Source organism: Rhodococcus sp. WAY2, from assembly GCF_009859915.1.
Lineage (GTDB): Bacteria > Actinomycetota > Actinomycetes > Mycobacteriales > Mycobacteriaceae > Rhodococcus_F > Rhodococcus_F oxybenzonivorans.
In genome coordinates this window covers 18,136-42,960 of record NZ_CP046573.1, presented here as the reverse complement: position 1 = coordinate 42,960, position 24,825 = coordinate 18,136, and the positions used below count along the sequence as shown (strand labels likewise).

Annotated in this window: 24 protein-coding genes and 1 pseudogene; 19 read left to right on the top strand and 6 right to left on the bottom strand. The window is 64.4% G+C overall.

The annotated features are described in order from the left end of the window. The first annotated feature begins 108 nt into the window (after positions 1–108). Both GFS60_RS30145 and ltrA read left to right on the top strand, forming a co-directional pair. A complete protein-coding gene (locus GFS60_RS30145) occupies positions 109–882 on the top strand; it encodes an IclR family transcriptional regulator (protein WP_159927736.1) in 774 nt (257 codons plus the stop codon). 655 nt (positions 883–1,537) lie between these two features. Then, complete coding sequence (ltrA, locus tag GFS60_RS30140) at positions 1,538–2,611, top strand: group II intron reverse transcriptase/maturase (protein ID WP_159927734.1); 1,074 nt, start codon at positions 1,538–1,540, stop codon at positions 2,609–2,611. Here the strand turns inward: ltrA and GFS60_RS30135 are convergent. The 3 genes from GFS60_RS30135 to GFS60_RS30125 form a co-directional block, all read right to left on the bottom strand. Then, positions 2,604–4,136 carry an NF041680 family putative transposase gene (locus GFS60_RS30135; protein ID WP_442972209.1) on the bottom strand — a complete coding sequence of 511 codons (1,533 nt, stop codon included), beginning with the start codon at positions 4,134–4,136 and terminating at the stop codon, positions 2,604–2,606. The two genes, ltrA and GFS60_RS30135, sit on opposite strands and share 8 nt — an antisense overlap. A gap of 296 nt (positions 4,137–4,432) precedes the next feature. Beyond that, positions 4,433–4,747: a ribbon-helix-helix domain-containing protein gene (locus GFS60_RS30130; protein WP_159927732.1), complete on the bottom strand. Its 315-nt coding sequence runs from the start codon at positions 4,745–4,747 to the stop codon at positions 4,433–4,435. A gap of 61 nt (positions 4,748–4,808) precedes the next feature. After that, entirely contained in the window at positions 4,809–5,084 is a 276-nt protein-coding gene (locus GFS60_RS30125; protein ID WP_159927730.1) for a hypothetical protein, read from the bottom strand. A gap of 475 nt (positions 5,085–5,559) precedes the next feature. On the opposite strand from GFS60_RS30125, the gene GFS60_RS30120 reads away from it, so the two are divergent. The 6 genes and pseudogenes from GFS60_RS30120 (at position 5,560) to GFS60_RS30090 (ending at position 10,960) form a co-directional block, all read left to right on the top strand. Further along, positions 5,560–5,934, top strand: a complete 375-nt coding sequence (locus GFS60_RS30120) for a histidine phosphatase family protein (RefSeq protein ID WP_236603552.1) — start codon at positions 5,560–5,562, stop codon at positions 5,932–5,934. A gap of 103 nt (positions 5,935–6,037) precedes the next feature. Further along, positions 6,038–7,759: an IS1182 family transposase gene (locus tag GFS60_RS30115; RefSeq protein WP_328799838.1), complete on the top strand. Its 1,722-nt coding sequence runs from the start codon at positions 6,038–6,040 to the stop codon at positions 7,757–7,759. Further along, on the top strand, positions 7,743–8,258 hold the full coding sequence (gene casB, locus GFS60_RS30110; protein WP_159927728.1) for a type I-E CRISPR-associated protein Cse2/CasB: 516 nt from the start codon (positions 7,743–7,745) through the stop codon (positions 8,256–8,258). The genes GFS60_RS30115 and casB overlap by 17 nt, the downstream gene beginning before the upstream one ends. Before the next feature lie 48 nt (positions 8,259–8,306). Next, positions 8,307–9,391, top strand: a pseudogene (gene cas7e, locus GFS60_RS30100) (type I-E CRISPR-associated protein Cas7/Cse4/CasC). Positions 9,392–9,428: 37 nt separating this feature from the next. After that, on the top strand, positions 9,429–10,253 hold the full coding sequence (cas5e, locus tag GFS60_RS30095) for a type I-E CRISPR-associated protein Cas5/CasD (RefSeq protein WP_159927724.1): 825 nt from the start codon (positions 9,429–9,431) through the stop codon (positions 10,251–10,253). Continuing rightward, complete coding sequence (locus tag GFS60_RS30090; RefSeq protein ID WP_159927722.1) at positions 10,250–10,960, top strand: type I-E CRISPR-associated protein Cas6/Cse3/CasE; 711 nt, start codon at positions 10,250–10,252, stop codon at positions 10,958–10,960. Before cas5e ends, GFS60_RS30090 begins: the two co-directional genes overlap by 4 nt. A 2,526-nt stretch (positions 10,961–13,486) precedes the next feature. Here the strand turns inward: GFS60_RS30090 and GFS60_RS30085 are convergent. Then, positions 13,487–13,666 carry a hypothetical protein gene (locus tag GFS60_RS30085; protein WP_159927720.1) on the bottom strand — a complete coding sequence of 60 codons (180 nt, stop codon included), beginning with the start codon at positions 13,664–13,666 and terminating at the stop codon, positions 13,487–13,489. A gap of 505 nt (positions 13,667–14,171) precedes the next feature. On the opposite strand from GFS60_RS30085, the gene GFS60_RS39975 reads away from it, so the two are divergent. Then, complete coding sequence (locus GFS60_RS39975; protein WP_268962669.1) at positions 14,172–14,441, top strand: DUF2510 domain-containing protein; 270 nt, start codon at positions 14,172–14,174, stop codon at positions 14,439–14,441. Here GFS60_RS39975 and GFS60_RS30075 read toward each other — a convergent pair. Beyond that, positions 14,425–15,624 carry an NAD(P)-dependent malic enzyme gene (locus tag GFS60_RS30075; RefSeq protein WP_159927718.1) on the bottom strand — a complete coding sequence of 400 codons (1,200 nt, stop codon included), beginning with the start codon at positions 15,622–15,624 and terminating at the stop codon, positions 14,425–14,427. The two genes, GFS60_RS39975 and GFS60_RS30075, sit on opposite strands and share 17 nt — an antisense overlap. A gap of 1,232 nt (positions 15,625–16,856) precedes the next feature. On the opposite strand from GFS60_RS30075, the gene GFS60_RS30070 reads away from it, so the two are divergent. From GFS60_RS30070 to GFS60_RS39970, 8 genes are all read left to right on the top strand, one after another. Next, positions 16,857–17,270: a hypothetical protein gene (locus tag GFS60_RS30070; RefSeq protein WP_159927716.1), complete on the top strand. Its 414-nt coding sequence runs from the start codon at positions 16,857–16,859 to the stop codon at positions 17,268–17,270. A 102-nt stretch (positions 17,271–17,372) separates the two neighbouring features. Next, positions 17,373–17,828: a hypothetical protein gene (locus GFS60_RS30065; protein WP_159927714.1), complete on the top strand. Its 456-nt coding sequence runs from the start codon at positions 17,373–17,375 to the stop codon at positions 17,826–17,828. Between the two features lie 47 nt (positions 17,829–17,875). Next, complete coding sequence (locus GFS60_RS30060; protein ID WP_442972208.1) at positions 17,876–18,472, top strand: hypothetical protein; 597 nt, start codon at positions 17,876–17,878, stop codon at positions 18,470–18,472. 10 nt (positions 18,473–18,482) lie between these two features. Next, complete coding sequence (locus tag GFS60_RS30055; protein WP_159927710.1) at positions 18,483–19,016, top strand: hypothetical protein; 534 nt, start codon at positions 18,483–18,485, stop codon at positions 19,014–19,016. Positions 19,017–19,068: 52 nt separating this feature from the next. Next, positions 19,069–19,773 (top strand): hypothetical protein, encoded by a 705-nt coding sequence (locus GFS60_RS30050; RefSeq protein WP_159927708.1) that lies wholly within the window; start codon positions 19,069–19,071, stop codon positions 19,771–19,773. Next, positions 19,773–20,420, top strand: coding sequence for a hypothetical protein (locus GFS60_RS30045; protein ID WP_159927706.1), 648 nt, complete (start codon positions 19,773–19,775; stop codon positions 20,418–20,420). Before GFS60_RS30050 ends, GFS60_RS30045 begins: the two co-directional genes overlap by 1 nt. Positions 20,421–20,474: 54 nt before the next feature. Continuing rightward, positions 20,475–20,999: a hypothetical protein gene (locus GFS60_RS30040; protein ID WP_159927704.1), complete on the top strand. Its 525-nt coding sequence runs from the start codon at positions 20,475–20,477 to the stop codon at positions 20,997–20,999. Between the two features lie 111 nt (positions 21,000–21,110). Further along, positions 21,111–21,233: a hypothetical protein gene (locus GFS60_RS39970; RefSeq protein ID WP_268962626.1), complete on the top strand. Its 123-nt coding sequence runs from the start codon at positions 21,111–21,113 to the stop codon at positions 21,231–21,233. Between the two features lie 60 nt (positions 21,234–21,293). Here GFS60_RS39970 and GFS60_RS30035 read toward each other — a convergent pair whose 3' ends face one another. Continuing rightward, positions 21,294–21,488, bottom strand: coding sequence for a hypothetical protein (locus GFS60_RS30035; RefSeq protein ID WP_159927702.1), 195 nt, complete (start codon positions 21,486–21,488; stop codon positions 21,294–21,296). A gap of 1,001 nt (positions 21,489–22,489) precedes the next feature. Here GFS60_RS30035 and GFS60_RS30030 point away from each other — a divergent pair. Together GFS60_RS30030 and GFS60_RS30025 are read left to right on the top strand one after the other, a co-directional pair. Beyond that, positions 22,490–22,900 carry a hypothetical protein gene (locus tag GFS60_RS30030; protein ID WP_159927700.1) on the top strand — a complete coding sequence of 137 codons (411 nt, stop codon included), beginning with the start codon at positions 22,490–22,492 and terminating at the stop codon, positions 22,898–22,900. A 405-nt stretch (positions 22,901–23,305) separates the two neighbouring features. Further along, positions 23,306–24,820, top strand: coding sequence for a toluene monooxygenase (locus tag GFS60_RS30025; protein WP_159927698.1), 1,515 nt, complete (start codon positions 23,306–23,308; stop codon positions 24,818–24,820). The last annotated feature ends 5 nt before the right edge of the window (positions 24,821–24,825 follow it).

Below are 24,825 nucleotides of genomic sequence, written 5' to 3'. Positions count from 1 at the left end.
TTCCACTGTCGCCGCCGGGAGATGGTCCGCCAAGCATTGCGTTCCACTGAGCCGAACACGCGCCGTATCGTGGGCGATGTCGCCGGTAGCAGCGGAGGTGAATCGACGGTGTCCGATCAGGAGTTCGACCGCACGACGGTGCTGGGCAAGGTCATGATGGTGCTGCACGCGTTCACCATCGACGACTCGACCCTGTCGCTGGCCGAACTGGCCCGGCGGACATCCATCCCGAAAGGCACGTTGCACCGGATCCTCACCGACATGGTGACGGTGCGGATGCTGGACCGCACCGGGGCCGGCTACCGGCTCGGCGGATCGCTGTTCGAGCTGGGCATGCGCGCATCGGTCGAGCGCAGCCTGCTCGAGGTGGCGATCCCGTTCATGGAGGATCTGTACGTGCGCACCCACGAAACGGTGCACCTGGGCGTCCTCGACGGGACGGAGGTCGTGTACCTGTCCAAGATCGGCGGGCATCGACAGGCCAGCGCACCGTCGAGAATCGGGGGCCGGATGCCGGTGCACTGCACCGCAATCGGCAAGGTGCTGCTCGCCCACGCCGACAAAACGCTGCGGGAGCAGGTGCTTTCCGCTCCGCTGGCCCGGTACACCCCGCGCACCATCATCCTGCCCGGACCGCTGCGCACCCAGCTCGACCGCATCACAGAAGAGGGCATGGCCTACGAATACGAGGAATCCGCAACCGGAATCGTGTGCGTGGCCGCCCCCGTCCGCGACGGCGAGGACGTCGTCGCGGCGATCAGCGTGACGGGCCCGTCCCACCGCTTCCGCCCTGACACGCACGCCACGTCGGTCCGCGCAGCGGCTGACGGCATCGGCTTGACACTTTCTCGCCGTACTCAGCTTGTTGCCGACACTCGATGAAGTTCGTACCACTCTCTGTGTCTTCAGGAATCCAGTGACCCGTTCCGACCCCGTCTGGCCCAAGCCACACTTGGCATGAAACCGCCGCAGCGGCCGCGGGTGTATAACGCCGTCACCTGAGCTTGATTTTTAAGTGCGCCACGAGCGCGGAAGGTGAGGTTTGGTTGTGTAGGTGACCTTGCTGGAAGCGGTGCTGTGCAGGAGATGAGGGTTTTGTGGCCCCTCGGAGTCGCCTTGCGGTAGGAGGCTTCAAACCACCCCGAGCTGCGTTAGCTGAAGACTGTCGTGGTGAGCGTCGGGGGGAAGGCGCGCCTTTGAGTGCGTCAGGTGGGGTTCGGGAAGGCGAACGCGAGTGAACCGCTGTTGACGTGTCGAAACAAGTAGCTGGCATCAAAACCGGGGCGGTTAAATGGCGCCGGGATGAGCCTGGCGGGTGACCGTGTATTGGCCAGGCGGTGTCCGGCATGGAGGCGGCGCGAGCCCGAACTGCGGCTTCTGCATGGAACGTGGGAAGGCGCGTGTCGATACTGCCCGATGTCCGGTTCCCGGGCGGGTGGGTGAAGAGGGAGAGCACCGGACGGCCGAAACCGGAGGTGTTGAGTACCGTGGCGGCGCGCGCCGGCGGACCGGCTCGTAGTAGTGATGAAACCCCGCGGTGCGTGCGGTGGAGATACCGAAGCCGCATGGTGGCGGGACGAGGGTTCTCGGCATACCTTGCGTCGGTGACAGAGTGGCGCAGACGATGGTCGCGCTGGCGTTGGAACCTCGGACGGAGTCGATCTTCCATGACGACTCCTACGGGTACCGGCCCGAGCGCGGTGCGTTGGACGCGGTCGCGAAGTGCCGCGAAAGGTGCTGGCAGAAGGCCTGGGTCATCGATTTGGACGTCAGCAAGTTTTTCGATTCGGTTGACCATGATCTGATGGCGAAGGCGGTGGCCGCGAACACGACTCACGAGCAGCGCTGGATTGTGCTGTATGTGCGGCGGTGGATGGTGGCCCCGATTCTCATGCCCGACGGCAGGTTGGTCGAGCGGGATCGCGGGACCCCGCAGAGGTCGGCTGTCTCGCCCGTGCTCGCTAATCTGTTCATGCACTATGCGTTCGACATGTGGCTGGAGCGGGAGTTCCCGACCGTTGAGTTCGAACGTTATGCCGATGATGCCGTCGTGCATTGCGCGACGGAGCATAGGGCCAGGGAAGTGTTGGCCGCGTTAGAGGTTCGGATGGCCGAGGTCGGGTTGCAGCTGCATCCGGCCAAGACCAAGATCGTGTACTGCAAGGACAAGAATCGGCGGCTCGAATGTGAGAACACGTCGTTCACGTTCCTGGGGTATACGTTTCGAGCGCGGAAGGCGCAGACCAGGGATGGACTGAGAGTGTTCAGTGCGTTTCTGCCCGCGATGGGTGCCGATGCGCTCAAAGCCAAGAGCGCGGAGGTCAAGGGCTGGCGTATTCACCTGCGAACCGCTAAGGATCTGTCCGAGTTGGCCGGGTGGATGAACCCGATCATTCGGGGGTGGATGACCTATTACGGCAAGTTCTATCGGAGCGAGATCTACGTTCTGTTGCGGCGCATCAACACCTACCTGGTGCGGTGGGCGAGACGGAAGTTCAAGCGGCTGAGGTCGTTCAAGAGGGCCGAGCGGTGGTGGAAGGGGATTTTGCGACGCCAGCCTCGCCTGTTCGCCCACTGGGACTGGATGGCCGATTTTCAATGGATCAGGTGAGAAGAGCCGTGTAACGGGAGACTGTTAAGCACGGTGCTGTGGGAGCCCCGGGGTGAGATTCCCCGGGGCCACCCGACCCTGGGCAGGCGGCCCCGACGGGTTTTCTACCTTTGGTTTCGGCGCGTTTGCCCACGTGGTGATGCGGTGCGCGGTGGGTGTTTTTCGATCCGGGTGGGCGTCCGGGTCCGGGTCGACTGGGTTTCGGTGCACTGGCCGGAACAGGCATCGCCGCACGGGTGCGCGAAAACCCTCGACGAACCCGCGCCGGCGTCAATCGTGGTGGTGGGACAGGCCGTTCCCACGGGTGGCGTAGGTCCTCGGCCAGAGGACGGGCGAGCCGGAGTTGGGCGTAGGCCACCAGCACGATCCAGGTCCAGCGGTCGGCCGCCTCGGGACTGCGGAGCCGAGGTGCGGTCCACCCCAACGTCTGCTTGAAGAAGCGGAAGGTGTGCTCGAGATCGAAGCGCCGCAGAAACAGCTGCCACAACCGGTCGAGATCGTCAGCACCGACGCCCGGGTCCGAGCACCACAGCCACACCGGGGTGGGATGCCGGTCCCCAGGAAGGTGGTCGACGGTCAACCGGATCACCGTGCCTTCCACGATCGGTGGCGGCCCCGGGTGCTGAGCCCACGAGCCACGATGGACGAGTCGCGGGTGCAACCGATTCCACGCCGAAGCGGAGGCTGTGCCGTATCGGTCCGTCTCGGTGCTCGAGGTGGTCTCGGGTGCAGGCCACGTAATCGGGTCGGCGAATCGAAACTCGGGGCCGTGCCGGGGTGGGCGCCCAGTACGGGCCGGTGGCGGCGCCGGGAAGCACAGCACCCGGTCCGAACGCATCCGACCCAACACCTGCACCGGGAGATCGGCGAGCACGAACGCCAACCGCGCCAACTCGTATCCGGCGTCGAACACCAGCAGAATGTCCGGGTCGCCGTCGCGGTGGTGCCCGGCCTCGCGCAACCGCGTGATCACTTCACGCACCTGGGTCGCCGTCACAGCGGTTTCGTCATCGTCGGGGCGCAAGCGGACCGCGTCGAGCACCGACGTCCACGAGGTACGCCCGGTCTCGAGTGCGGCGACGAACGAGTACGGCCACCCCGGGATCAGCTGCGCCTGATTCTTCCCGCGGCCGTAGACGTGGCAGAACCCGCGCTGCGGACTCGTCGGTGCATCCGGGCGCAACCAGGCACTGACATCGACGGCCAGAACGATCCGGCCGCCACGATCACACGGGATCGTCAGCCCGCCGAGGGCGCGGCGCAGCCGAGTGAAATCTACTCTGCCGCAGTTAATTGCGTCGTACAAGGCGCCGTGACCGCGCCGATGCTCGGCGGCCAGTGACAACTCGACCAGGGTGCGAACCGCGGTGCCGGAACACAGCAGCGCATCGGTCAACTCGAACAATGCATCACCTCGGGTCGGCAGACACCGGTAGAACTCTTCGCGGAACGACACCAGGTCGACACGCGGATCGGGGACCGATCCTTCCCCGACCGCCCACCGATCGGGCACACTGATACTCACGGCCACCGCCTGTCTTCGTCTCGAAAGTTCTGTGGAAGGAACCTCAAGATGATCAGGCGGTGGTCGCCTCATGCCGCGGCGACACGCCGAACAACACCAGCACCAACTGCCCCACGCGATGGCCGAGGTTAAACGACAAGCTGAGGGAGAGCGTGTCCCCATGGATGATTCGTGTTCGTGGCGACGCGTGGTGTGCTGCGCGGTGGCTCACCGAAGCGAGGGACGAGGGCATAGCGAATCTAAATTTCACGCCCACATTGACCGCCTCGCTGATACGGGTCGGTCGCGGGTTGTGGTCAGGCGGAGTGCCTCTGGATGTACTCCTCGACGGCCTCACGCATCAGTTCGCTGGGCTTGCGGTGCTGGCGTTCGGCGAGTTCGTCGAGCTTGTTGCTCAGCGGCGCCGGCAGTCGGACCTGCCGCTTGGGTGATTCGCCACCGGCGCCGGCCAAGGAGGGACGGCCGGCGCCCACCCTTTCGAGCAGTTCGCGCCCTGCTGCGGCGGCCTCGGCGCCCCGCTTTGCAGTGGCCGAGTTCTTCGGCAGCGTCATCTCGTGCTCGGCCCACTCGGCGAGCTCGTCGTAATCGGAGTTCTTATCGTTGCTGTTCATCGGTATTTCACCCCTTCGAGTGTGGTTGGACCGGATGCCTGCGCAACCGGGGATCGGGCAGTCACGGCTGGTCCGTCATGCGGTGGAGATGCTTCTGCCGCGCCTGCATCACATGGAAAACCACCATGCCCCGCGGCGGAACGATCTCCACCATGACTTCGAGCAACGGACCCCCAAGTGTGCGCGGAGGACCGATGAAGAGCCAAGGCTTCGAGTGGCCGGGAACGCGTGGTTCGTCGAATTCTTGCTCGACGTAGACGGCGTTCTCGATCGCGTGCAACGCGTCGTCGCGGTCGATGCCGTGCTTGTCTGCGCTTTTCGCCCATTCGATCGCCACACCAATACTGTACTACAGAAATAGGGATTCTGTACTACGAAATTAAGGCGGCACTGGATTGGGCTGCGAAGATCGCGGGTGCCTGCCGGTGCGCGCGTTCCAGTACGATCCTGCCAGCTGACGGGGTTCGACCTCCCGGGCCATTGCATTCGGTTTCGGCCAGATCCTCTCGCCCCAACGCCATCCACAGGTGGCAAGGCCGGCACCGCCGCCACGTGCACCGCGACGGCCCGCTCGCTCGGGGCTGGATCCGTTCGTGACGACTTCCCGGGGTCAGGTCTAACACTCGCCTTAGGTAGATGACACCTCCCGGTGTCCTCGCGTGAGTCAGGTTGATGGTGCCGTTCATGCATGAGCTGTTTGTCGCGATGCATCCGCATGCTGAGCACACCGAGCGTGATTTGGTGGGCGGCTGGTTCGATTCGCGGCTGACACCGGGGGGACGTCGTGATGCTGGATTGGTCGCGCAGGAGCTGTGTCGTCGCCGCGAGGAGATGGGCCGGGGCTGCGGGTTACGACGTCCGATCTCGCACGGGCCGCGGAGATTGCGCGGATCCTCGCCGACGCACTTGGTGCTGGGGTGAGGGCGGATGCGAGGTTGTGGGAGATCAGTTTCGGGGAGGCCGAGGGGCGACCGAACGCGTGGTTGTCCGGTCGGCAGATTCCGGCACCGGATGACGATCGGCTCGATCACCGGGGACCAGTCCCGGGCGCGGAGACTCGGCGCGAGGTCGCGACGCGGGTGGGCGCGTGTGTGCGGGGGTTGATGGCGGACCGCGATCATTACCACGTCGTGATCACCCACGGCTATGCGCAGACGTTTGTCGTCACTACGGATCCTGTTGCCTAATTTTCGGTGACACGCCGACGGTGGTGCCGTGACTGTTGATCTTCCTGTCGGATGATCGTGCAGCGGTCGTCTTTCGCTGGTCCCGACCCGGCCGCAAGATGGGGTGTGTGGTGTCGATGCGGCCGCGGCGGCCCGTGGGTGTGCCGGTGTTGACGGCGAGGATGGCCCGGGCGGCGTTCCCGAGGGGGCGCTGGCGATCCGGATCCGCGACGAGCTGGGCGAGCTGTTCGCCGACGAGCGGTTCGCGGCGGCGTTCGGGGTGCGCGGCAAGCCTGGCATCTCGCCGGCGCAGCTGGCGATGGTGACGGTGTTGCAGTTCGCCGAGAACCTCACCGACCGGCAGGCCGCCGAGGCGGTGCGCGCCCGCATCGACTGGAAGTACTGTCTCGCGCTGGAGTTGGACGATCCGGGGTTCGACTTCACCGTGCTCTCCCAGTTCCGGACCCGTCTTCTCGACCACGGGCTGGAGGAGTTGGCACTGGACCTGCTGCTGGCGACGCTGCAGGACAAGGGGCTGGTGGCCGCGGGTGGCAAGCAGCGCACCGACTCCACCCACGTGATCTCCGCGGTGCGGGACCTGAACCGGACCGAGCTGGCCGGCGAGACGGTGCGGGCCGCCCTGGAGGCGCTCGCGGTGGCCGCGCCGGGCTGGCTGGCCACCGCCATCGACGTCAGCGACTGGAACACCCGCTACGGGCGCCGCGTCGATTCCTGGCGGATGCCGTCCTCCAAGACCAAGCGGGAGGAACTGGCCGGCGCCTATGGTACCGACGGGTACGCGCTGCTGCGCGCGGTCTACGCATCCGACGCACCGGGCTGGCTGGCCGAGCTGCCCGCGGTGGAGGTGCTGCGGGTGGTGTTGCTGCAGAACTACACCCGCACCCTCACCAGCAACGGGCGGGAGGTGATCACGCGGCGGGAGGCGGAGCAGGACGGTCTCCCGCCGGGCAGACTGCGGGTGGCCTCCCCCTATGACCTCGACGCCCGCTGGGCCGTCAAGGGCGAGGACCTGTTCTGGTGTGGCTACAAGGTGCACTACTCCGAGACCTGCGGCACACCGCCCGAGCGCTGCGCACCCGGTGGCGAGGACGGCGAGGTGCCCAACATCATCACGAACGTGGCGGTCACCCACGCCGCCGTGCCGGACGTGGCGATGACCGCACCGATCCACCAGGCGCTCGAGGCCCGCGATCTGCTGCCCGGCGAGCACTACGTGGATTCGGGTTACCCGTCGGTGCCGCTGGTGGCCGCATCCCGCCGCGACTACGGGGTCACGCTTATCAGCCCGCTGCTGGCCGATGTCTCCGCCCAGGCCCGGGCCGGCACCGGGTTCGACCGGGCCGCCTTCTGCATCGACTTCGACACCCGCACCGCCCGCTGCCCGCAGGGCCACACCAGCTCCTCGTGGAGCCCGTGTCGCCAGCGCGGCACCGAGGCGATCGTCATCAAGTTCGACACCACGACCTGCGCGCCCTGCCCGGTGCGCGCCCAGTGCACCACCGCCCGCCGCGGCGGACGCCAGCTGACGGTGCTGCCCCGCGAGCTGCACGCCGCCCAGCAGAGTGCCCGCGCCGAGCAGAACACCGCCGACTGGCAAGCGAAATACGCCATCCGCGCCGGCGCCGAATCCACCATGCACCAAGCCGTCACAGCCTGCGGCGCGCGGCGCGCCCGCTACCGTGGGTTGGCGAAAACCCAGCTCCAACAAGCATTCTCCGCGGTTGCCCTCAACATGATCCGACTCGACGCCCACTGGGCCGGTCACCCCCTCGACCGCACCCGTACCAGCCACCTCACCCGCCTCCATCTTGCACTCGCCGCGTGATCACAAATTAGGCAACAGGGTCGCGCACCGGGCCAAACGCCTCTCCGCACTGCGCCGGTGGGAATACCCCACCGTCGATCGTGCGGTCATCGCCGTCACCGAGGGAGCCGACGAGGACGACTACCTGCTGTATGCGCTCGCCGGGAAAGCCTTCACCATCTGGCATTCGGGACGCTCCGACGTGCACTACGGGAAGACCGGAACCGGACTCGGCCGCGCCATGCGGCAACTCGGCCGCGCCGGTGCGTACGGGCCGCGCGACCCCCGCGCCGAACGAGCACTGGCGACACTCCTCGACGCCGACACCCCCCACCGGCTCGCCGCCGCTCTCGACTCCGTGATGGCCGCCGTGTCCGGGGTCGACCATCCACCGCACTGGGAAACGCTGATCAGCGACCTACGGGACTGGCACAACCCGACCCGGCGTGACCAGGTGCGGTTGCGGTGGGGCCAACAGTTCTACACCGCACCCCCCAAGCCCACCGAACCCACAGACTGACCGCCCAGCGGCACCGGACCACGCACCCCACGAAAGGGACACCACCCCATGGCGACCGCCAACTTCCTGACGCTCCACGCCATCCACGCCGTACCCGCCTCCCTCCTCAACCGGGACGACTCCGGTGCCGCCAAACGCATCACCTTCGGCGGCACAAGCCGTGTCCGCGTCTCCTCCCAGGCATGGAAGCGCGCCATCCGCGTGTCCATGCGCCAGACCGCCATCGACGGCGGCGCCTACGGCACCGCACCAACCGGTTCCCCATGCTCGTCGCCCAGCACCTCGCCACCACACACGGCCGTGAACTCGACATCGCCACCGCGAAAGCCGCCGCCGTCTTCACCGCCTTGAAATTCAAGGCCACCGACAAAGGCACCACCGCCGCGTCGATCTTCGCGTCCGAATCGCTGCCTACCCAGCTCGGCGCCACCATCGACGCCCACTGGGACAGCATCGGTGACACCGTCCCCGACGACGTCGTCACCGCCGCCCGCGCCGCCCTCGACGTCGACAACACCATCGACCTCGCCCTGTTCGGGCGCATGCTCGCCGAAATCCCGGTCGGCGGCCGCATCGACGGCGCTGTCGGTGTGTCCCACGCCTTCTCCGTCGACCCCCAAGCGATCGAACCGGACTTCTTCACTGCCGTCGACGACGCCGCACCCGAAGGTGAAGCCGCATCCGGCAACCTCGGCGTCGTTCAGATCGCGGCACCGGTGCTGTATCGCACCGCGTACCTGGACCGCGCCCAGCTGCGCCGCAACCTTGCCGCCGCCCCCGACCCGGAACGTCTCGCCGCCGACGCCGAAACAGCGTTCATCGACTGGTTCATCCGCGCGGTGCCCGACTCCAAGCAGCGATCCACCGTCGCCGCAACCCTGCCGTCGCTGGTAGTGGCCGTGACAGGTCCGCAGGTCCTCTCTGCCGCCGACGCATTCGCCGATGCCGTGCGGAGCGACAACGTGGTGGCCACCGCAACCACACGACTCGTTGATGCCGTCACCCGGCACGCGAACTTCGTCCCCGGTATTACCGTCGAACGTCTCGCACGGGCCGCGGACCTTCCCGCCGCCGTCGCCGATGGGGCACACACTCGCAGCGCCGACTTCATCGCCGCGGTGCGCGCCGCATGAGGACCCCCACCGCGTCGGTGTCGACGGAGGTGACCCGATGACCTCGAGTGTCCTCGTCCGGCTCGACGGGCCGATGCAGTCCTGGGGCGACAAGCCCCGCGGCGCCTACCGGTCCAGTCACACCCGACCCACCAAGTCCGGTGTGATCGGGTTGGTTGCGAACGCTCTCGGCCGCGACTACACCGATCCGGTGGATGACCTCGCGGCCATGCATTTCGCTGTTCGCGTTGACCGGGCAGGGCACATCGAGATCGACTATCACACTACCGGGTCCGGCACTTACCCACTTCTGCCTGGTGGTGTGTACGCCGACGCGACACTGCGCAAGAAGGCCCGCAACCGCGACCCGCGCGACCCGGACTTCGGTTTCATCTACGCCCCACCAGCGTCCGTGGCCCGAGACAAGACCGGAGAACTCGTCGCGAAACCGGGCAACACCAATCAGACCCGTGACCGGTACCTTGCGGACGCCTCATTCCTCGTCGCCCTCACCGGCGACGACACCCTCACCGAGACGGTGAACACGGCACTGACGAGCCCAGCACGGGCAGTGTTCCTCGGCCGCAAGGCATATCTCCCCACCCAACCGCTGTCCGCCGGGCTCGTCACCGACATCGACAGCAGCGACCCCTTCGCCGCGCTCCGCACTGCACCCCGCAGTACACGCAGTGACAGCGGCCCCCTGCACGCGTGGGCGGACACCGTCCCCGGCAGCGCCGGATCGGTTGTCGTGCATGACCAACCGATCAGCTACGCCGGAACTCGCCAGCGCGGCGCCCGAGCCGAAACGCACACCACCCTCACCCCACCCGAACCTGTCACCGAAGTTGGCTACGACTTCTTCCAGGAGGCCGCACCGTGACCACCGCAACCCGCACCCTCCACCAATCACTGCTGGTCCTCGACGCCAACCACGGTGCCGTCCGCGCCGCCATCGGCGACGCACACCACATGCACGCACTCGTCATGAGCGGATTCGCCGACCGGTTGCAGCAGTATGACTTCTTCACCGGCCAGACCACCGGGCACGCCGACCACCGGGCGGCGCTGAACATCCAACACGCGGTCAGCCTCCGCCCCGACAACACGATCCGCGTCCTCGTCCGCTCCGCGGTGCCCCCACACTGGGACACCGACGCCAGCGGCAAATGGGTCGATGCACTGACCACCGCCCCCGCCTCCCACGAATACATCCCCCTCCTCGAGGGGGCAGTCCGATACGAGTTGCGAGCCAACCCGATCCGAAAAGGCCCGGACGGTCGCCGCAAGATCGCGCTCCGCCAACACGACGACCTCGTCAACTGGTGGCATCGACGCGCCACCAACGCCGGATTGACCCTCACAGGTACCCCGAGCATCGACTTGCCCTGGACCCTGACCTCCCGCACCAAAACTGACCGCACCACCCAGCACAAAGCCGGAGCGGGATTCACGATCGGCACCCATAGATTCACCGGGTTCGCCATCATCACCAATCCCGATGCCCACCTGGCAGCCCTCACCGAAGGAATCGGGTCCGCCCGCGCCTACGGTTGCGGCCTACTGCTCACCATGCGCCCACCCCGGTAATACCGGCTTCCCTCGAACTCTATTGCGAACCTTGACAACACAACAGCTGACCCATCCCCTTCATTGAGGGGGACCCGCACCACGAGGTGCACCACACAAAAACTTGAACCGCCAGCCAACTTCTCCCCATCCCGGACCGCATCGACTCCACACCGCGGCCGCACTGCCGGAGGCACCCCTGCACTCTGACGAAGACCGAACGAATTAATGACAAACACACCGAAAACGCCCAGCTCAACAAGTATCTTCCCCGCATACGTGGGGATAGCCCCAAGCCGTAGCGCTGCCCGGATCTGATGCGTGGATCTTCCCCGCATACGTGGGGATAGCCCGAAGGTGATCACGCCGGAGACGATCGCCGGGGTATCTTCCCTGCATGCGTGGGGATAGCCCCGATTCAACCCATCTTGGATATGCCTGGGAAACTTCTTCCCTGCATGCGTGGGGATAGCTCCTGGGACTACGACTCGGGCGAGTACGTCCCGCCACATCTTCCCCGCATGCGTGGGGATACCCCCTACATCCTCACGGCATGTCGCGACCACCAATCATCTTCCCCGCATGCGTGGGGATAGCTCGGTGGGGGTCGATGTGATTAACGAAGACATTCAATCTGCCCCACAACAGCGCGGGGATAACCCCATGTGCCCGTATACGTTCGAGGTCCTCCCTGTACTTGCGGGGATAACCCATACCCGGCCGCCATGTTGCGTGCATCTTCCCGCGCGTGCGGGATAGACCCAACACCTTTGCGGTGTTCGAGGCTGGGGTGGCGCCGTTTCCGCCTACGCTGGCCCTACCCTCGGGGCGATCGCGAACCTACTCCGAAACTGAACCCACACACCATGACCACCCCGTAAACACGGTGGTCAGCAAGTATCCTCCCCGCATGCGCGGGAATAACTCCTCCCCTACCGTCCACGGAGCAGTCAGTGGGATATCCTCCCCGCATGCGCGGGGATGACTCCGCGGACCTTCCCGATCCGACCATGATGACGATATCCTCCCCGCATGCGCGGGGATGACTCCTGGTCGTGACTCAATGGACTCGGTTCGGACCGATCCTCCCCGTGCACTCGGGGATAACTCCGTTCGTTGCTGTCTTACATCAATCGAGTCGAAATCCTCTCCGTGCACGCGGGGATAACTCTGACTCTCCTGTGTATGAACTGAACCGTTGAAGATTCTCCCTGTACAGGGATACCTCCGGGCCGATCTACTGGTCCGCAGCTAGCGGCGCATCCTTTCCGCGCACGCCGGGGATAACTCGCTCTACGCCCACCCGCACGGGGGGCTTGTCACGTCGTCCCCACATACACGGGGATAACTCCGAATTCGATGTAGACGCCGAGGGATCTGGCGAAATCCTCCCCGCGCACGCGGGGATAACTCCCCCCGGGTGCGGGCGAGGACGCCAATCATCCATCCTCCCTGCACGCGAGGGGATGACTCCATGCCGGAACTCGATGCGCTTGTATCGTTCATGTCCTCCCCACGTACTGGGGATGGTCCTGACAGCGGCCAGGCACTGGTGCAACCACTGCGATCGAATTCCTTCTCCCGTACCTGGGGATAACTCGTATAGGCACGCACACACGTCGGTAGGGAACACCGTCACCGCCGTGCGGAACTAGCCCCGATTGCGTTGCGGATAGGCGCTTCCTGGGCGGTCTTCCCTGTACGCGCGGGGATAGCTCGCTCAACAACACAGCCGCGATCCTCGCGGCGCAACTCTCCCCGCGGGGAGATCGCTCCATCATGACCATCACCAGCGACCAAGGCGCGTCGTCTTCACTCCCGGTGCACCGGGAGACACCAGAGAAGACCCCACCGTCTTGCGAGATTGAATCCTTCCCCGCCGGCGTAGGGATAGCCCGAGCTTGCGGATGCGCGCTGATAACGCCATCGAATCGTCCCTCGCACACCGGGGATGCTCCATCGACCAGCCTGCGATCACGGTGCAGACCGAGCATCCCCATCCCCATTGGCGCGGGGATACCCTCATGCGGTGGGGACGGCCTCGAGACGGAGTCATAGAGGCTCGCCGCGCGTTACCAATTCGATCTTCCCTGCGAGATAGTGGGAGGGTTCAATGCCCCGGAGCTAGCATCGTTGACATCATGCTGTGAGCACCGTGAAACTACGCATTGGTAATGACGGTTATTGCAGGGCAGCGGCTGCAAACCGCTGAAATCGTGAGGGGACCGGACTTCACATCCGGTCTCCTTCTCGTCGACATCTCCGACCATGCGGGGAGATGGCACCTACGGAAAACCCGCTGGTTATGTGGGCACCAACATTTTCCCCGCACGCATGTCGGGAATGGTTCCGGCCTGGTCGTGGGATACGTCCAATGCGGCAAACCGTCCCCACACAGCGGGGATTCTCCGGACTACCTGCGGTAACTCAACCAGCTTCGCTGCTCCCTCCCCACCATCTGGGGATTGCTCGTTGATGGGGTGGCTATAACCCTTGCTCGTTCAATCCGATTCCCCGTCAACTGCGGGGACACCATTGGCCCGGCGATCAATGGGTCGTCTTGCTGCTCGCACCGAACACGGTGGCGTCGACGCCGTCCCCGCTCACGAACACCCCGGTGCCATCCGCGGCCGCGGCGACCGGCGCGGCCGCCATCACCGACCGTGTTTCCGGTGAGCACATCGACCGCGACATTGCTGCCGTCCGCATCCTGTCCGTACCCGACATCGTTGAACAGAGTGCGCACAGTAACCCCCGCCTGGATGGTCGCCGCTGCAACCGGTCGGTGCATGAAACGCGGTGTCTCCCCATACCACCCACTTCGAATCCGGCGACACCACCAGCTGCTCTTGGTTCGGTTGACTCCGGTTCGGGGTGTTGACCTTCCGGGTGGCCACGACCCGGCCCGTCAACAGCTCCTGCAACACCACCAGTTCCTGATCAACGAACTGCGTTGCCCGCGAGGACACGATGTATCCGCCGTCCGCGGCGAGGAGCACACCAGTTCCCTGCGTTGCGGTCTCCGCTGTCTGCGTATCCGAAGCCCATCCGCCGCCGCTGCTGCGGTACGTATACCCACCGGACGGCCACGTAGTCACCACCCCGCCGCCGTAGGCGCTGTAGAGCACCTCGGGTCACCGGACGTAGCGCGGCGGTGAAGATGTAACAATCCCCGGAGAATCCGCGACCGTTTCCCGAATCTGAGGGGCGAACGGACCGGCTCCGCCGGCGCCTGACAGGGGCAGCGGGCCATAAGCGCAGATCGAGGAGAACACCCGAAGGGACCGCTCCGACACCCCCGCCCGGATGGCACCAGGACCCGGCCGACGCGAACTTACTGCGCTACTGGGACGGGACACAGTGGACCGAGCAGACTCAGCCGACGCCGTCAGCATTACCCGGACGTGTCACCGGCCCATGCGCGTTCGTCGGGCCGCGTACTCTGCGGTGCTCAGGTACGTCTACATGGTCTCGAAGCCTGACTTCTACAACCCATTGGTGACGCCTTCTGCACGGGCAGCGGCGGCGACTGCCTCCGCGACAGCGGGGGCGACGCGAGGATCGAGCGGGCTGGGAACGATCTTGTCTACAGCCAACTCGTCACCGACGACCGAGAGGATTGCCTCGGCGGCGGCGAGCTTCATACCTTCGGTGATCCGGCGGGCACCGGCGTCGAGCGCACCGCGGAACACCCCGGGGAAGGCCAGCACATTGTTGATCTGGTTCGGGAAATCCGAGCGTCCGGTGGCCACGATCGCCGCATGCTTGCGGGCGACATCGGGGTGGATCTCCGGGTCCGGGTTCGACAACGCGAACACGATCGAATCCGCCGCCATGGTCGCGATCAGCTCCTCCGGGACGGTGCCCGCGGACACCCCGAGGAACACGTCCGCACCGTTAAGGGCTTCGGCGGTGCCGCCGCGGCGGCCGGCCGGGTTGGTGCGGGCGGCCAGGTCGACCTTGACCTCGTTCAGGTCCTTGCGGTCGGCCGAGACGATGCCCTTGGAGTCGAGAACGGTCACGTCGGCGATACCGGCGGCGAGCAGGATGTTCGCGCAGGCGACACCGGCGGCGCCGGCACCGGAGATGACGACCCGCAGCTGGTGGAGGTCGCGGTCCTGCACCTTGACCGCACCCTTGAGGGCGGCGAGGACGACGATGGCGGTGCCGTGCTGGTCGTCGTGCATGACCGGGCAGTCCAGGGCCTCGATGACCCGCTTCTCGATCTCGAAGCAGCGCGGCGCGGAGATGTCCTCGAGGTTGACCGCCCCGAAGCTCGGGCGCAGCCGGATCAGGGTTTCGACGATCTCGTCGGGGTCCTTGGTGTCGAGGACCAGCGGGATCGAGTTCAGGCCCGCGAAGTTCTTGAACAGGGCGGACTTGCCCTCCATCACGGGAAGTGATGCGCGGGGGCCGATGTCGCCGAGGCCGAGTACCGCGGAGCCGTCGGAGACGACGACCACGAGGCGGCTGGTCCAGGTGTACCGGTCGGCGAGGGTCTCGTCGGCGTGGATGGCGCGGGAGACCTGCGCGACGCCGGGGGTGTAGGCGATGGACAGGGCGCGCTGCGTATCGAGGGCGGTCGTGGTCTCGACCGAGAGCTTTCCCCCGATGTGGCCGGCGAAGATCTCTTCGTCGGTCAGCTCGACCTTCTGCGGTGCGGTCATTTCCGAAACAATAGACATGTCACTCCTGTGGTATGGGGTTCGGCGTGGATCTGTACCGAGCGATGATCGAAGCCTGTGGATGAGGTTCCGGGAGCACGCACCGTCCGGACGTGATCATTCGGGAATCGGTATTGATCAATACCAGCACGCCAACTGGTTGGGAAGCTACACCAGTGCTCGCGCTAGTGCACGACGAGTCCACACGACGAGCTTTGGTGCCGCCCGGCGTTGCTCGGCAAGACTGTCCCGCGACAGCGCACGGCAGACACTCGATACCTACGTGAAGATTGCCGTCCATATGTCGACCACCGTTGACAGCCGCCGATCAGAATGGACGACGTCTGTTGATGCGCAACGCCTGTCACGATGACCGGGAACGGCTCAGCGCAGGGGGGCGACAGATGTGAAAGACTCCGCGTATTTCAGCAAGCAGACGAATGCCCGGCGCCTCTGCGCGGCAACAGGTTTCCTCACTTCCTGCCTGCTTGGGTGGTCCCGAACGTGAGAACTACCTCGGGGCATCCAGTTTGCGTCCCCCATCCCGCCGCCAAGTGCTCCTTGTTCGGAAGGGATCAAATGCAGCGCCCTGTCGGCTTCCATCGGTGGACTTCTCCCATTTCCGGATCCAGCGCGTTCTCGTGGATTACACACGAGATAAGGCGACGCAGATAGGTGCGAGGGTGATTCTGTGCGGGAATGTGGGACGAGTCAGCAGGATCCTTCTACTCGCTTCTGGCGAAACGGATTGTTCGCGTAGCTGCGCATGGGGTCGATCGAAGCGGGATGCTGACTCCGACCGGCCGCCATTGCCCGTATCGCATTTCCTTGAACACTGATCAGTCGCCCAAACACGCCTGACATTGAACTCGCCAGGCACTCGAAATCTACGGGGTTGGATTCGCACCGCATGTCAATCTAACTCTCCGGCCAGTGATTAGGAGAAGGTGGATCACCGTGCGCCCGCCCCTGACGATCGTCGATTGTCAGGCCCTGATCCGCCCCTTACTTGGTTGCATTCCGGTGGATCGCTCGCAGGGCGCTTCGATCGGAGAACTTGATGCCGGATAAGCCGACAGAAATCAGTCGTTGACGGTTGAAGCATCAATGCCTACGGTAATTCCGGATGTGAGCGGCGTCACTCGATAGCTTCGTGACGCGATGGGTGTGTCCATGTGGACGCCCTCCGCTCTAGTGAAATGTGTGTCTGCACAGCCAATTCGAGACAGAGTGACCGAACAGGAGTCGAATCGATGACCGACAAGCTGAAGTTTTTCTCGCAGGAGTGGTGCGAACTGGCGCTCGAGGCCGTCAACGCGAACGCGGAGGTGTACAAGGGGTTCAAAGACCCCGATTCGTTCACCAACCGCATGGAATTCGGCACCATCGGCAAAGACGATGTGGCCTGCCATGTCGAGTGGGAGAAGGCCAAGATTGTCTCCTGGACGATCCGCAAGTTCGACGAGAGCGACCTGTGGTTGAAGATCAACGGGACCCTCGAGACGTGGCAGCGCGCGGCCGAGGGCGACGCCGAGGGCGGAAAACTGTTGGTGGCCGGCAAGGTCAAATTCGCCAAGGGGCCGATGTCGGCGGCCATCGAGAACGCCGGAGCCTTCAACAATTTCCTGTTGTCGTGGGGACAGGTGCCCACGGACTGGGACGTGTGACCCACTAACAGACGGCCCGTGTGGGACTCGCGTGTTCTCCAGGCGAGTCCCGCGCAGGGGCCGATAGGACATATCGCTGACCCCTGCGAAAGGCCATGATCGATGACCACTGTTGAATCCGAGACATACCCGGTCTCCCTGTACGACGGGGACGACGCGAACGGCGTCGCCAGCATCGTCGGGATGCTGATCGGGCAGAACGTCGAAAACTACCCGTCCCGAGTCAAGTTCGCACGCAAGATCTCCCGGCCGGTGTCGATCTACAGCACCGACACCGACAGCGCCTGCACGATCGTGTTCGGCACCGACGAGGCAATCGTCTACAACGACATCGTGGGTCGGCCGAGCGTCACCATCAAGGCCAGCGTGGACCAGATCCTCGACGTGTCACAGCTGCCGATGAAAGCCGGCGGGTTGATCCCGGTGGGCTTCTTCACCAACCGTGGGATGACCGTGCTCGGCGGAATCCTCACGCACAAGCTCGTGGTGAAGGGGCTTCTCACCCACACGCTGACGGCATTGCGCACCATCGCGCTGGTCTCGGTCGTCGAGTCATGACCGCGATTTCGAGCCGGAACCGGCACACCCTCGATAGCGAGGCCACAATGCCGATCGCATCTTCCGATGAGATCGCACCGGACGGATTCGCCGATCCGCCGCGGCCCGCCTCGACCACAACGAATGTGGCGCGCGTGCTGCTGGTTCTCGCGCTGATTCCGGTGGGTGCGTTATACCTGTATCCCCGGATCTACGACTTGACGGCCACGCCCTATCGGCTCGACCAAGCGGTGGTGTCCGCCGGCAACTACAACCCGGCCCTGGATCAGATTGTCGAGCACGAGAAGGTCACGCTGGCCGCATTCGACGCGCTCGACAAGATGAAGGCATCACTGGCGAGTGTCCTGAGCACCGATGCGGCCGTGACCGCTGAACTCAACACCCTCACCGGACAGATCACCGGCGACGTGCAGAAGACCCTCGACCTCGCCGGCGCGAACGTGACCGATCTCGTCGCCTCGCTCGACACATTGACCGCGCACATCAGCTCACTCCAGCCGCCGGTCGACGGCGCCACTGCGGCTGTCGCCGGCGACCGCGCCACCTTGGACGCCATCCTCACCGACGCACGATCAACCGCCGCGAAGGTCCACAGCGCCCGCCTGTCGGCGGAAGAATCCGCCAACGACCTGTCTGGAAAGTAGGAGAAGTACCGTGATTTTCTTCGGACGCCGCGGCGGACCGGCGCGCCTGGTTCTGTCGATCGTTGCGGTCGGGGTTCTCGGTCTGCTCGCCTTCGTCGTGTTCAACCTGAACACCCGACTCGACAACCAGCAACGCGCCAACGAAACGAGCATCACCGCCTCCCAGGGCATCGTCGACGTCAACGACCGACTGACCAATCAGCTCCGGCAGCTCACTGAGCTCACCCACACCGCGCAAACCGCGCTCGATGCCACCGCCGCGCTCGGGCCGCTGCTGACCAGACTCGATGAAGCGATCACCCCGGCCGCGCAGATGCTTGCCGGCAGCACCGACGGCGCACAGCTGACGAACGAGCAGCTGACCAACATCCAGGGCATCCTCGGGGAAGTTCAAAACACTGTGCTCCCGCTCGTGTCATCCGCGGAAGCGTTCGGCGACCAGGGGCGGCAGCTACTGGCCATCGTTCAGGGCCTCGTCAGCGACCTGCAGGGTTCGGTTGCGGCCGCGCAGACCATCAACCAGATGCTTCCGCTCCCGGGCTGAACCCACCTTCTCTGCCCCGACCGATCTGTACCTACTCTCGACTGGACGTGACATGCAGCAGGGCACCGACTTACCGGACGAGGCGTACCCCCGCCGAGGCCTGGCCGGACTTCAGCGACTCGATATCCCGGCATCGGCGCTGCCCTACCGAAAGGGCGTACTGCCCCACCGACTGGACATACCGGCCACTGCGACACCGAGTTCCACCGGGTTCGCCATCGCAACCGAATGGATGGGCCGCCTCGCCGCGGTGCTGGCCGTGGTCCTGTTCGGGCTGGTGTTGGCGGCCATCCACAAGGGTCAGCTCGTGCAGGACAGCGCGCGCACGATCGTGGACAACTTCCGGCTGACCAACGAGTACTTCGCCCAACGGGCAGATCTCACCGCCCCGGCCACGGCACACAAGCAACTCGATGAATTGGCGGGGGTGTTGGCCCAGCTCAATACCGCCACCGCCGCCGACGTCGATCACCTGGCTGCCTTGCTGCCGGACGCACGGGCGTTGCTCGCCGCCGGGCAGGGCGACACCGCGATCGCAGGACAGCTCGAGACTGTCGCCACCACGCTGCAGGGCTCCGCAGCGTCGCTGCATCAAATCTCGGCGGACGCGAACACCACCGTCAGCGATGTGAACAACGAGCTCACCACGGCGATCGATCTTGTGAATGCACTCAACGCGGAGCTGGCGCGGACGACGAACAAACTCGCGCTGGTGCCCGAACAGGGAGCCTTCATTCCAGCACCGGGAGGGAACTGATGATCACCAAGAAGGCATGGCTCGGGGTAGTGCTCGGGCTGGGGCTCGCGCCTGCTGTGCTGCTCTGCGCCGTCAACGGGTTCCTTCCCGGACTCGACGACGTCGTCGACCCCCTGGGACGACCGTCGCAGCTGAGCCTCGAGGTCATCGATTCCGCCGGCCAGTTCGACACATTGACGTCGATTCTCGTCCCCAAACACGCCCAGCTCGCCGGAGACATCCAGGCACTGGACCCGCTGGCCAACGACCTGGAAGGCCTGACCACCAAGGCCGGAGAGCTGACGGGACAAGCCAAGACACTCAATGCCTCCACCGGCGACGTCAGCACGATCGCGGAGCCCCTGCCGGGCCTGGTCGCGAACGTGACCGGCCGTGCCAACCAAGCGAGCCCGACGGTGGCGGGACTGTCGACCGCCGTCGGCTCGGTCACCACGCAACTCGAGGCCATCAACACCGGACTGACCACGATCGAAGGCACCCTGGGAACCCTTGGCCCCAAGGCCACCGCCATCGCCGCGACGCTCGCGAACGTCGAAGAAGAAGCCCGGCACATCCAGGAACTCGGACCGCTGCTCGCGGTAGTCGGGCCCCCGGTCAACTCCCTGAACCTCCCCCCTCTCGGCGTCGCGACCACCCCCACCCCGTAACGCTCGGACTGGTCAGGAAATGACACGGAACGAGTGAAAGGCAGAACACACACCATGTTTCGGCTCTCCTGGGCGATTGCCCTGGCATTCACCATCGCACTCTTATGCGGCATTCTCATCGTCACACGAGACTTGAGCATCACCAACGACATCTTCAAAGACGGTGTCAATCAAGCGAAGATCGTGGACAAGACCACAAACGACGCACTGTCCGGGGCGAAGGAATTGCCTCCGGCGAACGCCGCCATCAACCAGGGCCTTCCAGAAGTCGTCGGGGTGCTCAACTCCCTCACCCGCGCGGACCAGACCCTCGGCGATCTCGGCACCCAACTCCAGGCTCTCGGTGACGCCCTGAAGTCCGCGGACGCCCCACTCGGCGGCATCATCGACGCAGGTGCATCGGCAACCGATCAGGCCAATGCCGCCGCCGTTCCAGCGGGGCAAATCGTGCACACCCTGGCGGACGCGGACGCGAAAGTCCAAGCCCTGGCGCCCCTGCTGGACCAATCACTCGCGCTCGGACAAACAATCGACCAGAAACTGAGGATCGCGCTGATCCTGCCGGTCATCGGAAACTGACACGACTCCACTACGGGTGAGCCGACATCAGGGGTTCGGCGGCAGGATGGTGCTTCCCGGGAAACGGCCGATGATGCTGGCGTCACCTCCTCAGTCCTAAAGAGGGATTTCGTGGCCACACCACAGGGAAGGTCACCGTGGATCGCGGCGCCGGGGGTCATCGGCGCAAAGGAACCCGTCGCCGTGCAACACTCCACGGTGGAGTCGTCGACCGCGAAACTCGAAACATCCTAAAGAGCAACATGACTCGTTGACGTTGAACGCAATTGTTCACCGATCCGAAGTCCACCAGTTTCAGGGGCCGCTTTCCGCGACCGGGACGGCGCAGGGGATTCCCGCTGCCAACTCCGGTAAAGCATCGCGGTCGCACGCGTGCGGCGGCGCATCACGGTAATAGTCACACAGATGGTCACAATCGAACAGAAAGCAGATTTCCATGCTCTTCTTGGAGAAGTTCTTCACCGCGATTCTCACTTTGAGCGGCGCCACTCTCGGTGGGTGGCCTCTATACGAGGACGACGGTCCACAGGATGGAGCGTCGTACTGGGACCAGGAATGATCGAACTGACTTGGCGGTGCAGTGGGCGCCGAGGTGCGCACAGCGACCGCCGCAGAGCAATCGGCTGTTGATCTGATCCTGCCGCGGATGGCTGGGGGAGGACTCGCAGGGCGTCGACCGGGTCGAGGACAACTGTTGTCGACCTCAGTAAGATTTCTTACGAAGGCCGCCGCACCGGCCGTCACGGAGCGCATACAACGGCGACAACCCGGGTCGACCTGTGGCACAGAGGCCGGGTTTGCGCCACTACTGGAGGTTCAGCTCGACTGAACCACCATAGACGCCGGTAGCTCGATAGTGCAGCAAGTCTGCACCATTTCCACGATGCGGTCGCCGATGTGGCCTACCGCTGGGTTTCCGACAACCTCGGCCGATTTGCCGTCGCCGACTGCCGAAGGCGATACGGGCAACCGCCGTCGCGAGCCCATACTACGAACGTAGTAAACGCCAATCCGCGCGATTCCGAAGTCTCTGCGCGATCCGGACAGTCTCTGCGCACGGTGGACAGTCGCCGACGTGTGATGCATCTAACGTCTTGCCAACAGGAGCGAGACTCCGATGGGAAGTAGCTATGAAAGAAGGTCGAGCGTCATGGCGATATTTCGTCGAGCCCAGCCACGGTACAAAACGCTGCGCCGGCACACCAACGCCCCTTTCGGTCATGGATCGAGGCAGAACGCATCTATTGAACGGCGGGGGCCGCCTGGTCCGGAACCATGTGCTGTCCGCGGAGGCCTTGCTCGACGGCGGAGGACTGATACGTGCGATGACGGTCACGTGATTGGATGCCGATCCGCGGCGCGACTGCCGAAGCCTGCGAATTATTCGGTGTACCTGCGTAATCGGCGTGATTTATGTGCGTTACCGGTATTCCGGCAGTGATTCAGACTCGGTAGGACTGCCGACCGCCCGGAGAAGGAGGAGGATTCATATGGTCGTCATCAGCGTCGAGCCCCCCGGGGAGAGCGCCACACATCTCGTCTCTCCCGTGGCGCTCGCGATGCGTGAATTTGACATCGGGACAACTGAACTCCTTCTGGCGGGTGAGATTGTCGGCGAGGATGGTCTCGCGGTGACCGGCGCCGTTGTCGGCGTGTGGGGTGTACTTCTCGACGCCGAGCCTGAGGGAGGCTTCGAGATATTGGCGCATGGTTCGTGTGCCGGTACCGATGTGATCGAGATATGCGTGAGCGCGCCCGGATACGATCGGTGCGAGTTCTCGCTGGTCGTGGACGACAATGTCCCCATCGGCGAGGCCGAGGTTGCTATTCGGCCATCCCGCCTCTGGGACGGGACGCTCGTTGTGCTGCACACCTTCGTCATACGTCGAACGCTCGGATAGGCGGGATCGGATCGGCGAGAACTGCCGAGTGCGCATTTCGGTCACCTCGGGTGACTGAAATCGCCCCGCGGACCCCTTGCTGCGATTGATTCGACAGTGGCGCACGTACGAGAATCGAATACAGCAACAGTTTGCGAAACTACTTGTGGCAGAGAATGATTCGCTATAGAATAAGAGGCGCGGTCTTGGCTGATTCGCCTCTCGATCACACCGGAAGAGCCTGGCTCGGCGTTTTGTATCTCGGACGTCTCAATCCGCCGGATCTGTGTCGACGAATTCTCTTTCACATCACCATTGCGAGTCCGATGCAGGGCACCCGAGCCCGGGCAATGAGACTCCCACAGCGGCCGCGCGGGTTTCGCCGCGGCCGGTCCGCACACCAAGAAGAAGGGTAAGGAAGACAACATGCCACAGTTGGCGCGATCCGAATGGTACGACCTAACGCGGGACATGAACTGGACACTCCGATATGTCGAGGAAGATCAGGTGTGGCCGCAGATTCAGTCCAACAGCTACGGGGTACCGGCGGAGAAGTGGTGGATCTGGGACGAACCGTACAAAATCACATACCCGGAGTACGTCCACAATCAGGTCGACAAGGACACATCTGTATACGCGGTCAATTCCATCCTCGCCCGGTCGGCGATGTACGAAAGCCTCGACCCCGGTTGGAAGTCGGCGATCCTGGCGCACTACGGTGCCATCGCAGTTCCCGAGTATCTCGCCGGTCTCGGTGAAGCCCGCATGGGGCGGTTCGGCCGTTGTGCGGCGTGGCGGAACATGGCCACTTACGGGACGCTCGACGAGACCAGGCACGGCCAAATCCAGACCTTCGTTCCCCACGGACTGCTGGCGAAGGAACCTCGAGCAGATTGGGCGCACAAGGCATTTCACACGAACGAATGGGGTGCGATCGCCGCACGCAGCCTCTTCGACGACATGTTCACGGCTAATGACGCTGTATCCACGGCCATCCAGCTGACCTTCACCTTCGAGACCGGATTCACGAACTTGCAGTTCCTCGGCATGGCTGCCGACGCGATGAAGGTCGGCGACGTCGATTTCGCATCATTGATTTCGTCTATCCAGACGGACGAGGCCCGGCATGCGCAGCAGGGGGAACCGACGATCAAGGTCCTCATCGCCAACGGCCGAGCGGACGTCGCGCAAAAGCTCGTCGATCATATGTTCTGGCGCACCTGGCATATCTTCGCTCTGCTGACCGGTTTGTCGATGGACTACTACACGCCCCTCGAGCACCGCAAGCATTCGTTCAAGGAGTTCATGAGCGAGATGGTGATCAAACAGTTCATGGATCAGTTCCGAGACTTCGGGCTCGAGGTTCCGTGGTATTGGAAGGACTACTTCCTCGAGGAGTTGGACTGGTATCACCACGGCATTCATCTTGGCGTATGGACGTGGCGACCGACCGTCTGGTGGAACCCTGATGCAGGTGTCTCGCCCGAGGAACGCGTATGGCTCGAGGAGAAGTACCCCGGCTGGAACGATACGTTCGGCAAGGTATGGGACGTCATCACGGAGAACGTCCGCGCCGGCAAGACCGAACTCACACTGCCAGAGACGTTTCCGATGGTCTGCAACATGTGCCAGATCCCGCTCGTCAACCCAGCCGGATTCCTAGTCGGCAAGTTGGACACTCCCGAGCCGCTGATGGTCGACACGGACGATCGGCGCCTCGTTTTCTGTTCGGAACCATGCAAGTGGGTTTATGAGCAGAACCCGGAGCGCTTCGCTGGGCAACTTACGATCATCGATCGCTTCTTGAGCGGGGTCATCCAGCCACCGACTATCGACGGCGCCCTGGAATACATGAGCCTGTCGCCGGAGGAACAAGGACAGGACGCAACGAACTACGCGTGGGCGTTCGCCGGGCAACCCGGCAGCGGCCGCGTCAGCTGAAGGAA